Raw genomic sequence first — 15,071 nt, 5'->3', positions numbered from 1 at the left:
TTTGTACTCACTACTTTCCGGTCCAAAGCCATTTTTTAATTCATGGTATAAAAAACCAACTAATAGTTATCTTATTATTAGTAATATTGCATTAGTTTTTAAAATTTTCTGCATATTTCTTTTTATTTCAAGGATTATTTATTATAATTATAATGTAAGAATTGATGTTGTCTCTATTTGCAATTTCGTACGTTGAAAGGCATGAATGTTTGCTGTTTACTCTTCTCAAAACAGAAAGGGGAAAAATGTATGAGCAATGAGAACGTTGGAAAGTGCCCATTTACGGGTGAAAGTGGTTCTGAAAAACCGATCAAAAGTACAAAAAACAAGGACTGGTGGCCGAATCAGCTTGATCTGAATGTGCTTCACCAGCATGACACGAAGACAAACCCGCTCGGGGAAGATTTCAATTATGCAGAGGAATTTCAAAAGCTGGATTATGCTGGCCTGAAACAGGACCTACATAATCTGATGACAGACAGCCAGGATTGGTGGCCGGCGGACTATGGTCATTATGGCCCGTTCTTCATCCGGATGTCATGGCATGCTGCAGGTACATACCGTCAGGCGGATGGCCGCGGAGGCGGCGGAAGCGGCTCCCAGCGTTTTGCTCCTCTTAACAGCTGGCCGGACAATGGGAACCTGGACAAGGCCCGTCGTCTTCTTTGGCCGATAAAAAAGAAATATGGCAACAAGCTATCCTGGGCAGACCTGCTCGTCTTTGCCGGGAATGTGGCGATTGAATCCATGGGTGGAAAGACGATCGGATTTGGCGGCGGCCGCGAAGATATCTGGCATCCTGAAGAGGACGTGAACTGGGGTCCAGAGAAGGAATGGCTTGGCGATAACCGTTATTCCGGTGAGCGTGACCTCGAGAATCCGCTTGCTGCTGTGCAGATGGGCTTGATCTATGTAAATCCGGAGGGGCCGAATGGCGAACCAGATCCGAAGAAAAGTGCCTTTGATATCCGCGATACCTTCAAGCGCATGGGTATGAACGATGAGGAAACCGTGGCACTCACTGCCGGCGGTCACACCTTCGGAAAAGCACATGGCGCCGGTGACCCGTCTCATGTGACAGAAGAGCCGGAAGGAGCAGGCCTTGAGCATCAGGGCTTTGGCTGGAAAAGCACACACGAAACCGGACACGGTGCTTTCACAATAACAAGTGGAATCGAAGGTGCATGGACACCGACACCGACTCAATGGGATATGAGCTATTTTGAAATGCTGTTCGGCTATGAATGGGAGCTGACGAAGAGCCCAGCTGGCGCCTATCAGTGGGCACCGATCGATCCGGATGAAGATCACCTGGCTCCAGACGCCCACGATCCGTCCAAGAAAGTAAAAACGATGATGACGACAGCCGACATGGCGATGCGCATGGATCCGGAATATGAAAAGATTTCTCGCCGCTTCTATGAGAATCCGGACGAGTTTGCCGATGCCTTCGCACGCGCATGGTTCAAGCTGCTCCACCGTGATATGGGACCGCGCGACAGATATCTTGGTCCGGAAGTGCCAGAAGAAGAGTTCATTTGGCAGGATCCTGTCCCGAAGGTTGACTACACATTAAACGATGCTGAAATTGAAGATCTCAAAGGGAAACTTTTGAATTGCGGTCTCTCTGTCAGCGAGCTTGTGAAAACGGCTTGGGCTTCTGCCAGCACCTATCGCCATTCAGATAAGCGCGGCGGTGCAAATGGTGCCCGTGTACGTCTTTCCCCGCAAAAGGACTGGGAAGCTAACGAGCCAGAACAGCTTGCAAAAGCCATCAATGTATTAGAAGATTTGCAACAAAGCCTCGACAAGTACATCAGCCTTGCAGACCTTATCGTACTTGGCGGAAGTGCAGCCGTTGAAAAAGCTGCCAAGGACGCCGGCTTTGATGTTAAAGTTCCATTCACACCAGGTCGCGGTGATGCCACTCAGGACCAAACAGACGAAGAAAACTTCGAAGTGCTTGAGCCTGTATCAGACGCATTCCGCAACTACCATAAGAAAGACTATTCCTTAAAACCGGAAGAGTTCATGGTGGACAAGGCTCAGCTCATGGACCTTTCTGCAAAAGATATGACCGTTCTCATCGGAGGCTTGCGTGTGCTGGGTGCCAACCACGGCGACACCAAGCACGGCGTCTTCACCGAACGGGTAGGTACGCTCACAAATGATTTCTTTGTGACCTTACTTGATATGGGCGTCGAGTGGAAGCCTGCTGAAGGGGAAAGCTACTACGAAGCACGAGACCGCCGTACAGGCGAACTCGTCCGTACCGCTTCAAGAGTAGACCTCGTATTCGGATCCCACTCCGTCCTCCGCGCACTCGTCGAAGTGTACGCGCAAGACGATAGCCAGGAGAAGTTTGTGAAGGACTTTGTGGCTGCATGGGTGAAAGTGATGGATGCAGATCGTTATGATGTAAAAGTGAAAAAATAATGCAAAAAAATCCGGATGGGGTTATGGCCCTTCATCCGGATTTTCTTTTATTTGGCGGTCCCTTTTTCATAAAGCTTGATCGAGCCGCCGCCTGCTCCATATACGATACCGCTATTTTTCCAGCCGTACTTTTCATAGTAATTTTCTATATCTGTCGTGAGGTATAGATTCTCATAGCCTTTTTCTGCCGCCACGCTTAATCCGTGATCCAACAGCTTTGCACCTATCCCCTTCCCCCTATGCTCCTCAGCCACATAAAGGCATGCCAACCATGGACACAGATCCTGACGGCTATTCAAATCATTTCTTAAAATGGCATACGTACCAATGATCTCTCCCGCTTCAACTGCCACATAAAATCTTGGTATATCAGATGAGGTTGCAGCTGAATGAAGAATCGCATCTTCATAAAACTTGAAGTTCTCCTCACTCCCCCACTGCTGCCAAAATACTTCGATTGCCTGATCAAGCAACCTATCCTTATTTCTTAGTTCGATAATTTCCATAGATATGCTCCGTTCGAAAGTATAATTTGTCTATTCCCCACTATCATCCTGTCCTGCATAATACTCATCAATCGCACGCAGCCAATTAGTGCGGGCTATTTTGGCAGCTGTTTCTTTATCCCGATTCTCGAATGCTTTTAAGATGCTCTCATGTTCTTCTATGGAGGTATCCGTAAGAATAATGGACTGATAAAAATAGAGACGCAGAACATGTGCCTGAAGATTTGACACTGAGCTTGCTAGATAAGGGTTCTGTGCATTCTCTACAATAATATTATGAAACTGTTCATCCTGCTTTAAAGCCGAATAAAAATCACCTTTTTTAATGGCTTGGGCGAATGTAGCATTTATCTCACGCAATGCATCAATCGTATGCTGACTAATGATGGGTGTTGCAAGTTCAGCGGCCAGGGCCTGCAGAGCGCCTAATGGAGGCAGGATTTTCGTTATGTCTTCCTTTTTAACAGAGGTGACCTGAGTGCCTACCCCCGGAAACATTTCCACTAAACCTTGAACATTAAGTAATTGCAGCGCTTCCCTTATAGGCGTTCTGCTCACACCCAAAGCTTGTGCAAGTTCCGCATCATTCAGCTTTTCTTTCGGTTTAAGCGTTCCATCGATAATCCACTCTTGAATTTGAGCAAAGGCGCGCTTTTTTGCAGACACGCGAGTGGGGGAAGAATAGTTGGTAGGTATGGGCATTATGAACAACCACCTTTAAAAATTTCACAAAAAACAATATGAATTCAAGTTAGATATGTTAAAAGTGTATAGTATTCTGCGTTTAAATACAATATATTACATGCACTAACCAGGCGTGATATATTGCATAAATATTTTGCATATGATATCTTGTGGTATGCAATATATTACCTCACTGAAAAATTATATATATATTTACTTAGCAACAACTAGATCACTAGACTGCCAGGAGGACTTTGGATGAATAATAGAATGCCATTTTCATTTGTACTAGCCATAGGTTTTATGCTTTTCGCTTTATTCTTTGGTGCGGGAAATCTGATTTTCCCTGCCATGCTCGGTCAATCTGCAGGAACGAATATCTGGTCTGCCAATGCGGGCTTTATCGTTACCGGAGTTGGATTGCCTTTACTCGGTGTATTAGCTTTGGGGTATTCGGGAAAAAGTGATCTCCAGTCTTTAGCAAGTAGGGTACATCCTGTTTTTGGGCTTATATTTACCGTTATTTTATATCTAGCAATAGGCCCTCTCTTTGCAATCCCGAGAACGGGGACTGCTTCCTTTGAAATGGGAATCAGGCCGTTCTTATCAGAGGAAAGCAGTAGCGCCGGTTTAATCATCTATACCATTCTATTTTTTGGAATAACTGCATTCTTTTCTTTGAAGTCTTCTAGAATAGTCGATATTGTAGGGAAAGTCTTAACGCCACTTTTACTGATTTTCTTAGGTATTTTAATAGCAACGGCATTTATCTTTCCTATCGGAAGCTTCCAAGCCCCTGCAGAAAGTTACGTAGATAGCTCCTTTTTCACAGGATTCCAAGAGGGATATCTTACAATGGACGCCCTTGCTGCCTTTGTATTCGGGATCGTTGTCATCAACGCCGTTAAAGCGAAAGGTGCGACAACTAAAAGGGAAATCATGATCGCTGTAGCAAAAGCAGGCAGTATCGCGGCAGGACTTCTTGCCATCATCTATACTTCACTATCCTATATTGGTGCTACAAGTGTAGAAGCTCTTGGGCAATTAGAAAATGGAGGAGCGGTGCTATCAGGTGCTTCCACTCACTTTTTTGGATCTTACGGTGGACTTCTGTTAAGCCTGATCGTAATTGGCGCTTGTCTAACCACAAGTATCGGCCTTATCATTTCATGTTCTTCTTATTTCCATAAGCTATTGCCAAGCATTTCGTACAAGACATTTGTCATCCTGTTATCCACGATCAGTGCCATATTCGCAAACGTCGGCTTAACACAATTGATCGCCGTATCCGTACCGGTATTAGTCGCCATTTATCCATTTGTCGTCTGTCTAATGGCCTTAACATTCTTACATTCATTCTTTGACGGAAGAAAAGAAGTGTATCAGGGAAGCATGATTTTCACGTCTATCGTTGCAATATCTGATGCATTAAAGGCTGCGGGTATGGGCATTGCGCCTCTTGAAAACCTTTTTGCTACCATCCTTCCTTTATATGAAGTAGGCTTAGGCTGGATCTTCCCGGCGATTATCGGTGCTGTGTTAGGGTATGTTTGGGGGAATTTTAAAAAAGGAAAGCCTCAAACAGTACAGCTTGAGGAAAGAGCGAGTTAATTAAACCATATAAAAAAGACTCAACCAAGAAAATTTGGTTGAGTCTTTTTTGATTATTATTCTACAGTCACTGATTTAGCCAAGTTACGTGGCTTATCAACATCACAGTCTCTGTGAAGTGCTGCATAGTAAGAAATCAACTGCAACGGAATAACAGAAACCAGTGGAGATAGCAATTCGTTTACTGGTGGTACAACGAAGCTGTCTTCTTCTGTTTCCAGGCCTTTCATGGAGATGATACAAGGGTTTGCACCGCGTGCTACTACCTCTTTGACGTTACCGCGTATGCTTAGGTCTACGTGTTCTTGTGTAGAGATCGCGATAACTGGTGTACCTTCTTCGATCAGGGCGATTGTTCCGTGCTTCAATTCTCCTCCAGCGAAGCCTTCCGCTTGGATATAGGAGATTTCTTTTAGTTTCAATGCACCTTCAAGGCCTACATAGTAGTCCATTGTACGGCCGATGAAGAAGCAGTTTCTTGTTGTAGATAGGAATTTGCGTGCAATGTCTTCAAGTTCTTCTTTCTGGTCGCAAAGTACTTCCATTGCGTTTGCCACGATTCCAAGGTCTTGGACAAGGTCAAACTCAAGGTTGTAGCCTTTTGACTCAGCAAGTACTGCCGCGAAGATTGAAAGTACACCCAATTGGGCTGTGTAAGCTTTTGTGGATGCAACTGCAATTTCAGGACCTGCATGCAATAGTAACGTAAAGTCTGCTTCACGGGAAAGCGTGGAGCCTTGTACGTTTGTTACAGTCAATGCCGGATATCCTAATTCTTTCACCTGTACAAGTACTGCACGGCTGTCCGCTGTTTCTCCACTTTGAGAAATGAAGATGAATAGCGGTCTTTCGGATAGAATTGGCATGTTGTAGTTGAATTCACTTGCTACGTGCACTTCAACAGGCACCTTTGCAAGCTTTTCAATCATCTGTGCTCCGACAAGACCTGCATGGTAGCTTGTTCCTGCTGCTACGATGTAGATGCGGTCTGACTGGTTCACAGCTTTGATGATGTCGGCATCGATCGTCAATGTGCCGTTCTCATCTTGATATTTTTGGATGAGCTTGCGGATTACCAATGGCTGCTCATCGATTTCTTTTAACATGTAATGTGGGTATGTGCCTTTTTCAATATCGCTTGCATCCAATTCTGCTGTATATGGAGCGCGCTCAACGATTTCACCGTTCAACTTTTTGATAGTTACCGCTTCTTTGCGTACGATAACCATTTCTTTGTCCATCAATTCCACGAATTGGTCTGTTACCTGGATCATCGCCATTGCGTCACTTGCCACTACGTTAAAGTCGCCTTTTCCGACACCAACAAGCAATGGGCTCTTGTTTTTCCCGACATAGATCGTTTCAGGATCTTCGTTGTCCACTAATGCAATCGCATAAGAACCTTTAAGGATCGCAAGCGTGTTGCGGAGGGCAACCTCGATATGCTGCCCTTCGTTGGCAAACTTCTCGATGATCTGAACGATTACTTCTGTATCTGTATCAGAAACAAGGTTCACACCTTGAAGGTATTCGCGCTTAAGGATTGCATAGTTCTCGATTACGCCGTTATGAACAAGTGTGAAACGACCGGAAGTGCTTTGGTGTGGATGCGCATTGACTTTGCTTGGTACACCGTGAGTCGCCCAGCGAGTGTGACCGATTCCGACTGTTGCTGCAACGTTTGCGTCCACTACTTCACGAAGGTCTGCAATACGGCCTTTTTCCTTGAATACGTGTACGCCATCTTCGTTCATGACAGCGATACCAGCTGAGTCATAACCGCGGTACTCCAGCTTCTCCAAGCCTTTTAAAAGAATTTCTTTTGTATCTTGTGTTCCGATATAACCTACGATTCCGCACATAATTTGATTTCCTCCCTAAAGTAGCAGGGACAGGAAAGCACACCTTAACAAGGGGACCATCCTGCCCCCACATTACCTTTTGACATATTATTTTTCCATCATAGTACAAGTCTTTGTACATAAAGTTGCCTTTATGCTTTGAACCTGTCTTTAGTCGGTTTTGATGGGCAACCGGGAGGCATCCGCCGATAGATCGATAAACCTCCACCTCGTCAACTAAGCTATTAATACCCGTTCGTCGCTTAGTTCAGGCGCTTTTGTAAAAAATATTTCCTCTATGCTCCTTTCCGTCATCAATGACAACAAATAATATCTTACCTTCCTTTGGCCAGTCCGTCAATCATTATGTTAATTATCTTCCAATTAATAGAAGCAATTATAATAAAAGATATGCACACACCGCGTTTTACGTGCGATGTATGCATATCTTTAGCGTTACTGGTGTATATTATTCGATGCCCATTTCAGCACGTACGACTGCTACGATGCGTTCTACGTACTCGTTGCAAAGCTCCTGTGTCGGCGCTTCTGCCATGACGCGAACCAGCGGCTCCGTACCGGAAGGACGGACAAGGATACGTCCGTTGCCTTCCATTTCCGCTTCGACTTCCGCGATCACGGCTGCCACTTTCTCATTTTCGGTTACATGGTGCTTGTCTGACACCTTTACGTTCACAAGGAGCTGAGGGAACTTTATCATTTCAGCCGCAAGCTCGGAAAGGCTCTTTTTCGTCAGCTTCATGATATTGACCAGTTGAAGTCCTGTCAGCATTCCGTCACCAGTTGTATTGTAGTCAAGGAAGATGATATGTCCGGATTGCTCTCCACCTAATAGGTAGTTGCCCTTTTTCATCTCTTCCACTACATAGCGGTCCCCGACTGCCGTCTGCTTCGTTTCCACACCCGCCGCTTCAAGCGCTTTGTAGAAGCCAAGGTTACTCATTACCGTTGATACCACTGTGTTATGACGCAGGCGCCCTTGCTCGCTCAAGTATTTGGCACAGATGAACATGATCTGGTCGCCATCGACGATCTGACCTTTCTCATCCACTGCAATGATACGGTCGCCGTCTCCATCAAATGCAAGACCGATGTCCGCTCCTTTTTCCACTACAAGTTCTGCAAGTGTCTCAGGATGAGTCGACCCGACACCATCATTGATATTCAACCCGTTCGGAGAAGATCCCATGGTGGAGATATCCGCTTCAAGGTCCGCAAAAAGATGGGTTGCGTGGGAAGAAGTTGCACCATGCGCGCAATCCAATGCGATATGTATGCCGGAGAAATCCTCATCCACTGATTGCTTCAGGAATTGAAGGTACTTTTGTCCACCTTCGAAATAATCATTCACTTGTCCAAGGTCTGCACCTATTGGACGTGGCAGGCTGTCTGTCGGCTCATCAAGGAGCGCTTCGATTTCCGCTTCCTGATCATCGGATAATTTAAAGCCGTCCGGACCGAAGAATTTGATTCCGTTGTCCTGTACCGGGTTGTGGGAGGCGGAGATCATGACACCGGCCTGTGCCCCCAATGCCTTTGTCAGATGTGCAACCCCAGGAGTCGAAATGACGCCAAGACGCATCACTTCCGCACCGATGGACAATAGTCCCGCAACAAGTGCGCCTTCAAGCATATGACCAGAAATGCGTGTATCTCTTCCTATTAATACTTTTGGACGGGAATGGTCCTTTGTCAGCACATATCCTCCCAAACGCCCCAATTTAAATGCCAGTTCCGGCGTCAGTTCCGAGTTGGCAACCCCACGCACTCCATCCGTTCCAAAATACTTACCCATAAGTAACTCGCTCCTTTTTCCTACTCTATAGTTTCTATTAATCTGATTTTCACGTTTCGCTTCGGCAGGTCCCAGGATACATTTTGCGGACCGGTGATTTCAAGAGGCAGCTCATGCTCCCCCTCTCCAAGGTCTGTGACATTAATGTACATTTCCATATCCGTACTTTCCAAGCCTTCTAGCACACTTGGGGCACCACGGACTGTCAGATCCATCTTCCCGCTCTCCGGGTCTACCATTTCAAGCTCCATATTTTCAGGCAATCCGATATATTCGATAGGTACATTGGTGAACGTTTTCTGTTCTTCCTTCTCTACCTCTACCTTAATATTGATTTTTTCCGGTACCACACGCTTTACGCCATCCGGTACAGGAACATCCACTTCAATGGTGGTACTTTCCGTTATTTTTGTAAGGTCCAGATCGATGTTATCGATATACTCCAACCCATCAATCACACCTTTTGGACCGTAGACCGTCACTTCGCCAGGTACGGCTTCCACCTTGGTGATGCTCAGGTTTTCCTTGAGCGTGCCTTTGCGGTTGATTTTTAAAGGCACCGCTTTAAATGGGCTCGTAATAGGGACACTCACATCCACAACAGCCGGTTCAACCTCCACATTCAAGGTATTCCCTTCGCTGTCATATACAGTCACCCTGGATTGCTGATTGATCGCCTCATTGACGCCCTTCAAGTCCACCCGTGCCTTCACTAGTGCGATGCTATCAATCAACTCACGGGAACCGGTCACCTTCACGATGTTCGGTTTCACTATCGGCTGTTCCGGCTGATAGCCTTCTTCAATCTGTGCTCTATTAATAAAATCAACCTCTACCGGGAAATCCTGTGTTACTTTCTCCTGGATCGTCACGGTTGCAAAGCCCGGCTCCACTGTCACATCCAGCTTTTCGGAGATATTTCTCCATTGTAATGGCACCTGATGCGTTCCAAGTTCCAGGTCGCTTAAATCCAGAAACACCTCAAAATCCTTTTGCAATGCAGTCGGTTTCAGCGTGCCGGTAGGTCCTTCCAGAGTCACTGCGACACTTTGCGGAAGCCCGCTTACGACGAGATTGTCCCGGTCATAGTACGTCTCTACAGGGACATCTGTCACAGTTTCCACATCCACATTCGGTGAACTCGGAAAAGGGGAAGCAGTATTATTGCGCTGCTGAGTGGATGTTGTATCGATGTTCACAGACATATAGAGCATGAAGGCCAATGCAAGAGCAATTATCTTCATGATCCATCGATTGGTGATAAATCTATCCATCCTTCTTCACCCTCCATTGCCAACGTGTTGAGGAAGCTGTTTTAAGGCTTGTATCCATCTCTTTCATCAACAGGTCACTGAAGATTTCCGGTTCTAAATCGCGGTGCAGCTCCCCGTTTTTCGTAACGGAAATTGCACCCGTTTCCTCTGATACGATAATGGTCACACTATCTGTCACTTCACTGATTCCGAGTGCCGCTCTATGTCTAGTCCCCAGCTCCTTGGATATAAAAGGGCTCTCAGACAGGGGCAGATAGCAAGCTGCCGCCGCAACCTGATTCTTTTGCAGAATGACCGCCCCATCATGCAAGGGCGTATTCGGAATGAAGATATTAATCAGAAGCTCGGATGATACCTTTGCGTTCAAAGGTATCCCTGTTTCTATGTAGTCGCCCATTCCAGTTTCCCGTTCAATGGTGATAAGTGCCCCGATACGGCGCTTTGCCATATACTGCACCGATTTTACGACAGCCTCCACCATCTTGGCATGCTCTTCCTCATCCGGTATGCCGCTTCTTGAGAACAATTTCCCGCGTCCCAGTTGTTCAAGGGCACGACGAAGCTCCGGCTGGAAGATGATGATGACCGCGAGGAATCCCCAGGTCAACGCCTGGTCCATCAGCCACTGCAGGGTGCTCAGTCCTAAAAAGCTACTGATGATCCTGACAACGACAATGACCGTGATCCCCTTCAACAGCTGGACCGCCTTTGTACCCCGTATCACCATGATGAGTTTGTAAATCACAAACCAGACCAATAATATATCAATTACATTCGCTAAATAACCTAAATATGGTATATCTCCAAAAGGTATCTCAAAAGGCATCCTATCACTTCCTTTGTCAGTACGAGATTTATGTATCAAGTACGAAAACCGTAACTATGTTATTATAGCATAAATTCAATTATAGTTAATATAACCAGAAAACAAGCAAAAAAGATGCTTGATCATTCAAGCATCTCCTTCGCTTATCACTTTACTCTGTAAAAACTCCTACAACCTCTTTAAAGCCGTCCTTCATCGTAAACCAGATCCATTCAAAGACTTGGTTGATTTCTTCGATCTCGCCTGTTACCTGTCCCGCGGAAGCCAGATAGTTCTCACCGTTGATGACTTCTCCATTGATGACGGTGACATTTCCGTCCACTTCCCCTTCGACACGGATATTGCCGTTTTTCACCACGACATCCCCCTCGACGATCTCACCTTTAGGCACGACCACTGTATTATCCTCGACAACCAGACCTGACTGATTGGTGAAGGACAATTTATCCTCCTGCCAGCCGCCGAACATGCTCCCGGCCATCAGTACAAAGAAGATGGCTGCTGCCACAAACACCGGATGCGTTCTCATCCAGCGGTTCATTCCGATCCTTTTCTTCTCTTTCGGTAAACTATTCATCACTCTCTGCGTGAAATCATTTGGTGCTGTTATATGAGAGGTGCTCTGTACAAGGGCAATCGCCTTCTCCAGTTCGTGAAATTGCTGATAGCAATCCTGACATTCCTGAAGGTGGTTTTTCAGCTCCTGTTCTCGATCTTTCTCTAGATCACCATCTAAATACTCATGCATATACTGGACGATTTGTTCCGGACATTTCTTCATTTTCATTTACACCTCCAGAATTAAACATGGCGCAATTGCTGCCTCAGTGCTTCTCGCCCTCTGTGTATCCTTGTTTTTACAGTCCCGACCGGAATTTCAAGTATCTCGCTGATCTCTATCAAGGAGAGCTCATCGATATACTTCAATACGATGACAGATCGGTATTTGTCTGGTAGCTTCAAGATCTGCTTTTGGATCTCACCCTGCAGCTCCATGCTTTCCACTTCCTCCTCGGGCAGCGCAATGTCTGCTGCCACCTGGGAATACATCGTCAGTCCATCCGTCCCGGCCACTTCCGCATCCAGATAATAGTCTGGCTTTTTCTTGCGGATACGATCAATCGTTAAATTTGTCGCGATCCGATATAGCCAGGTGGAAAATTTCCGGTTTGTATCATAACTGTTGATATTGATATATGCACGGATAAACGCCTCTTGTGCAACATCCTCCGCCTCGTGCGCATTCCCGGTCATCCGATAGACAAGCTGAAAAATCTTGTCTTTAAATATCTCCACAATTTCCCCGAACGCATCCTGATCGCCTTTTTTTATCTGCTTGATTCTCTTTTTTATTAGTTCATCCATTCCGTTCCCCCGTTGTCTGGCGGTCGTCTCTTTCTACGAGCCTAGCCTAAAAAAGGTTTCATTTTTTTCTATAATTATATTTTAACAAAAAATAACTAAAAATGTTTCAAAAAGGATAAATCAGGGTATTATTTACTAAAATTACTGTTTCCAGTCCATTAAGAGAGGTGTTTCCAGATGTCTGCCCAATCTCCCATCCATTTGAAAGAAGCCATCGAGAGAAAAAGAGAAGAAATGATTTCCCTTTCCTCCACCAATCACCTTCAATCAAAAGAAGTAATTGATGCGAGTACCTCGCTTGATAGATTAATCAATCAATACCTTTACCTTCAAATAAAAAGAAAACCAGCAGCGAATTAACGTTGCTGGTTTATTTTTTGCTTCTAAAGGAGCTTTTCTCCAAAAAGGGAGCCCATCAAGGCAACCGCCACTGAAGCCGTTTTATTCCGTTCATCAAGGATCGGATTCACTTCCACAAACTCCGCTGAGGTTAAGATATTGGCCTCTTCTAGCATCTCCATCGCCAAATGGCTCTCACGGTAGGAGATACCACCCATCACCGGTGTCCCTACACCAGGTGCATCATGTGGATCCAATCCGTCCAGATCCAGGGAAAGATGCACCCCATCCGTTCTATCCTTTAAGTAGGCGATCGTTTCTTCCATGACAGCCGTCATACCCATGCGATCTATCTCATGCATGGTAAACACTTTGATTCCTTTTTCCTTAATCAGGACCTTTTCCCCTTCATCCAGTGAGCGGGCACCTATGATTACAATATTCTCCGGCTTCAGCTTCGTCCCGGTTCCTCCGATACCGGTCAAAGCCGGGTCTCCCAAACCAAGGCTGACCGCAAGCGGCATTCCATGAATATTACCGGATGGTGAGGTCTCCCCTGTATTCAAATCGCCATGGGCATCGTACCAGATGACCCCCATGTTCGAATAATTCTTTGCAAGTCCAGCAATCGTCCCAATCGCAATACTGTGGTCGCCTCCCAATACCAATGGAAACTTACCCTGTTTGACGACTTCGTCCACCCTTGAGGAAAGCGTTTCACTCGCTTCTGCGACTGCCTTCAGATTCTTCAGGTTACTTTCACCGGCAGTCCTTTCTCTCGACCCGATCTCTATATCACCTAAATCTTCAATTTCAAGATTAATCTGTTCCAGCCTTTCCACTATTCCTGCATAACGAATCGCGCTAGGACCCATATCCACTCCACGACGTGTTTGCCCCAAATCCATAGGCACCCCAATAATGCTGATATTCTTTTTCATGAACAGTGTCCTCCCTTATCCCTATTACATTTATTGTATAGTGAAAAGGGTCTATGACTCAACTCGACACAAATTTGAATATATATGCAGTTTAGAATTGTGAGTCTATTTACTTAAGGGATACAAAAAACCTTAGATCCGCTAAGGAATCTAAGGTTTGGAATATGGTATGTATTCGTATTTTGGGGTTGGTGGAGCCTAGCGGGATCGAACCGCTGACCTCCTGCGTGCAAAGCAGGCGCTCTCCCAGCTGAGCTAAGGCCCCTAAAACAAACAGAAGTATCAGGAATACTTCTGCGTCTTGTAAAAATATATGTGCCATGAAGGACTCGAACCTTCGACCCTCTGATTAAAAGTCAGATGCTCTACCGACTGAGCTAATGGCACGTTGGCTGGGCTAGCTGGATTCGAACCAACGCATGTCGCAGTCAAAGTGCGATGCCTTACCGCTTGGCTATAGCCCATTGATGAAGTCACATTCAAAATTGAATGCCTTCTATGTAATATTACCCGAAAAGAGTATTTCCTAACTTCAATTATTATTTCTAATACTTGAGGATTTATACTGCTTTCCAAATAAAAACTTCGGAATCTGCATTTCGAAGTTGAATGGTGGAGGGGGGCAGATTCGAACTGCCGAACCCGAAGGAGCGGATTTACAGTCCGCCGCGTTTAGCCACTTCGCTACCCCTCCAAGGGATATGAAATTAATTTCACTATGTGAAAAAATCATGGTGGAGGATGACGGGATCGAACCGCCGACCCTCTGCTTGTAAGGCAGATGCTCTCCCAGCTGAGCTAATCCTCCATTGAATGGATAGTTATTTTCACTATCGTGAAAAAATTTAGTTATTTTCGTATTCGCGAAAAAACTATGGTGACCCGTACGGGATTCGAACCCGTGTTACCGCCGTGAAAGGGCGGTGTCTTAACCGCTTGACCAACGGGCCTATATAATATTCACTAAGCTTCCAACCGGATTCGAACCGGTGACCTCTTCCTTACCATGGAAGTGCTCTACCTGCTGAGCTATGGAAGCATGGCTCCACCAGTAGGATTCGAACCTACGACCCTTCGGTTAACAGCCGAATGCTCTACCGCTGAGCTATGGTGGAACGATACTAGCCTGGCAACGTCCTACTCTCACAGGGGGACAGCCCCCAACTACCATTGGCGCTGAAGAGCTTAACTTCCGTGTTCGGTATGGGAACGGGTGTGACCTCTTCGCTATCGCCACCAGACTATTAATATTATATAAACTTTTGAAAGAAAATCAAGCATTATTTGCTATATTCCTTCAAAACTAGATAACGCTTTTTCATATCAAGATTCACAAATGTCGTTCATTGTTTTTGGGTTAAGTCCTCGATCGATTAGTATTCGTCAGCTCCACATGTCGCCATGCTTCCACCTCGAACCTATCTACCTGATC

Annotated in this window: 12 protein-coding genes, 8 tRNA genes and 1 rRNA gene; 3 read left to right on the top strand and 18 right to left on the bottom strand. The window is 45.7% G+C overall.

Features of this window, described 5'->3' with window-relative positions; all coding sequences use genetic code 11:
* Nucleotides 1-249 precede the first annotated feature (249 nt).
* A complete protein-coding gene (gene katG / locus JOC95_RS16950; RefSeq protein ID WP_204418383.1) occupies nucleotides 250-2,436 on the top strand; it encodes a catalase/peroxidase HPI in 2,187 nt (728 codons plus the stop codon).
* 47 nt (nucleotides 2,437-2,483) lie between these two features.
* On the opposite strand, the gene JOC95_RS16945 is transcribed toward katG, so the two are convergent.
* Both JOC95_RS16945 and JOC95_RS16940 read right to left on the bottom strand, forming a co-directional pair.
* Complete coding sequence (locus JOC95_RS16945; RefSeq protein ID WP_204418382.1) at nucleotides 2,484-2,942, bottom strand: GNAT family N-acetyltransferase; 459 nt, start codon at nucleotides 2,940-2,942, stop codon at nucleotides 2,484-2,486.
* A 30-nt stretch (nucleotides 2,943-2,972) separates the two neighbouring features.
* Nucleotides 2,973-3,644, bottom strand: a complete 672-nt coding sequence (locus JOC95_RS16940) for a GntR family transcriptional regulator (RefSeq protein ID WP_204418381.1) — start codon at nucleotides 3,642-3,644, stop codon at nucleotides 2,973-2,975.
* 240 nt (nucleotides 3,645-3,884) lie between these two features.
* Here JOC95_RS16940 and brnQ point away from each other — a divergent pair, with 240 nt between their 5' ends.
* Entirely contained in the window at nucleotides 3,885-5,237 is a 1,353-nt protein-coding gene (gene brnQ, locus JOC95_RS16935) for a branched-chain amino acid transport system II carrier protein (protein WP_204418380.1), read from the top strand.
* A gap of 56 nt (nucleotides 5,238-5,293) precedes the next feature.
* Here the strand turns inward: brnQ and glmS are convergent, their stop codons facing one another.
* The 6 genes from glmS to sigW form a co-directional block, all read right to left on the bottom strand.
* Nucleotides 5,294-7,099, bottom strand: coding sequence for a glutamine--fructose-6-phosphate transaminase (isomerizing) (gene glmS / locus JOC95_RS16930; protein WP_204418379.1), 1,806 nt, complete (start codon nucleotides 7,097-7,099; stop codon nucleotides 5,294-5,296).
* Between the two features lie 448 nt (nucleotides 7,100-7,547).
* A complete protein-coding gene (gene glmM, locus JOC95_RS16925) occupies nucleotides 7,548-8,894 on the bottom strand; it encodes a phosphoglucosamine mutase (RefSeq protein ID WP_204418378.1) in 1,347 nt (448 codons plus the stop codon).
* 20 nt (nucleotides 8,895-8,914) lie between these two features.
* Nucleotides 8,915-10,168 carry a CdaR family protein gene (locus JOC95_RS16920; protein ID WP_204418377.1) on the bottom strand — a complete coding sequence of 418 codons (1,254 nt, stop codon included), beginning with the start codon at nucleotides 10,166-10,168 and terminating at the stop codon, nucleotides 8,915-8,917.
* Nucleotides 10,161-10,982 (bottom strand): diadenylate cyclase CdaA, encoded by an 822-nt coding sequence (gene cdaA / locus JOC95_RS16915; protein ID WP_204418467.1) that lies wholly within the window; start codon nucleotides 10,980-10,982, stop codon nucleotides 10,161-10,163. Before cdaA ends, JOC95_RS16920 begins: the two co-directional genes overlap by 8 nt.
* 163 nt (nucleotides 10,983-11,145) lie before the next feature.
* Nucleotides 11,146-11,775: an anti-sigma factor family protein gene (locus JOC95_RS16910; protein ID WP_204418466.1), complete on the bottom strand. Its 630-nt coding sequence runs from the start codon at nucleotides 11,773-11,775 to the stop codon at nucleotides 11,146-11,148.
* Nucleotides 11,776-11,795: 20 nt separating this feature from the next.
* Complete coding sequence (gene sigW / locus JOC95_RS16905) at nucleotides 11,796-12,359, bottom strand: RNA polymerase sigma factor SigW (protein ID WP_204418376.1); 564 nt, start codon at nucleotides 12,357-12,359, stop codon at nucleotides 11,796-11,798.
* 177 nt (nucleotides 12,360-12,536) lie between these two features.
* On the opposite strand from sigW, the gene JOC95_RS16900 reads away from it, so the two are divergent.
* Entirely contained in the window at nucleotides 12,537-12,719 is a 183-nt protein-coding gene (locus JOC95_RS16900) for an aspartyl-phosphate phosphatase Spo0E family protein (protein WP_204418375.1), read from the top strand.
* Nucleotides 12,720-12,742: 23 nt separating this feature from the next.
* Here JOC95_RS16900 and rocF read toward each other — a convergent pair whose 3' ends face one another.
* From rocF to rrf, 10 genes are all read right to left on the bottom strand, one after another.
* Complete coding sequence (rocF, locus tag JOC95_RS16895) at nucleotides 12,743-13,639, bottom strand: arginase (protein ID WP_204418374.1); 897 nt, start codon at nucleotides 13,637-13,639, stop codon at nucleotides 12,743-12,745.
* Between the two features lie 189 nt (nucleotides 13,640-13,828).
* Nucleotides 13,829-13,904: transfer RNA gene (locus JOC95_RS16890), tRNA-Ala, on the bottom strand.
* A gap of 49 nt (nucleotides 13,905-13,953) precedes the next feature.
* A tRNA-Lys gene (locus JOC95_RS16885) sits at nucleotides 13,954-14,026 on the bottom strand.
* A 2-nt stretch (nucleotides 14,027-14,028) separates the two neighbouring features.
* A tRNA-Gln gene (locus JOC95_RS16880) sits at nucleotides 14,029-14,103 on the bottom strand.
* Between the two features lie 146 nt (nucleotides 14,104-14,249).
* A tRNA-Tyr gene (locus JOC95_RS16875) sits at nucleotides 14,250-14,333 on the bottom strand.
* Nucleotides 14,334-14,371: 38 nt separating this feature from the next.
* Nucleotides 14,372-14,447 (bottom strand) — tRNA-Val (locus tag JOC95_RS16870).
* Between the two features lie 67 nt (nucleotides 14,448-14,514).
* Nucleotides 14,515-14,589 (bottom strand) — tRNA-Glu (locus JOC95_RS16865).
* 16 nt (nucleotides 14,590-14,605) lie between these two features.
* A tRNA-Thr gene (locus tag JOC95_RS16860) sits at nucleotides 14,606-14,678 on the bottom strand.
* A gap of 1 nt (nucleotide 14,679) precedes the next feature.
* Nucleotides 14,680-14,754 (bottom strand) — tRNA-Asn (locus JOC95_RS16855).
* Between the two features lie 9 nt (nucleotides 14,755-14,763).
* Nucleotides 14,764-14,880, bottom strand: a 5S ribosomal RNA gene (rrf, locus tag JOC95_RS16850).
* Nucleotides 14,881-15,071: the final 191 nt, after the last annotated feature.

The organism is Sutcliffiella tianshenii (genome assembly GCF_016908565.1).
GTDB classification, from domain to species: Bacteria; Bacillota; Bacilli; order Bacillales; family Bacillaceae_I; genus Sutcliffiella_A; species Sutcliffiella_A tianshenii.
This window is presented reverse-complemented; position numbering and strand designations above follow the sequence as displayed.

Bases quoted from the DNA above. Each gene is read 5' to 3' on its own strand.
- katG (WP_204418383.1), top strand. From the start codon at position 250: ATGAGCAATGAGAACGTTGGAAAGTGCCCATTTACGGGTGAAAGTGGT.
- JOC95_RS16920 (WP_204418377.1), bottom strand. From the start codon at position 10,168: ATGGATAGATTTATCACCAATCGATGGATCATGAAGATAATTGCTCTT.
- JOC95_RS16945 (WP_204418382.1), bottom strand. From the start codon at position 2,942: ATGGAAATTATCGAACTAAGAAATAAGGATAGGTTGCTTGATCAGGCA.
- sigW (WP_204418376.1), bottom strand. From the start codon at position 12,359: ATGGATGAACTAATAAAAAAGAGAATCAAGCAGATAAAAAAAGGCGAT.
- JOC95_RS16900 (WP_204418375.1), top strand. From the start codon at position 12,537: ATGTCTGCCCAATCTCCCATCCATTTGAAAGAAGCCATCGAGAGAAAA.
- glmS (WP_204418379.1), bottom strand. From the start codon at position 7,099: ATGTGCGGAATCGTAGGTTATATCGGAACACAAGATACAAAAGAAATT.
- JOC95_RS16940 (WP_204418381.1), bottom strand. From the start codon at position 3,644: ATGCCCATACCTACCAACTATTCTTCCCCCACTCGCGTGTCTGCAAAA.
- JOC95_RS16910 (WP_204418466.1), bottom strand. From the start codon at position 11,775: ATGAAGAAATGTCCGGAACAAATCGTCCAGTATATGCATGAGTATTTA.
- brnQ (WP_204418380.1), top strand. From the start codon at position 3,885: ATGAATAATAGAATGCCATTTTCATTTGTACTAGCCATAGGTTTTATG.
- glmM (WP_204418378.1), bottom strand. From the start codon at position 8,894: ATGGGTAAGTATTTTGGAACGGATGGAGTGCGTGGGGTTGCCAACTCG.
- rocF (WP_204418374.1), bottom strand. From the start codon at position 13,639: ATGAAAAAGAATATCAGCATTATTGGGGTGCCTATGGATTTGGGGCAA.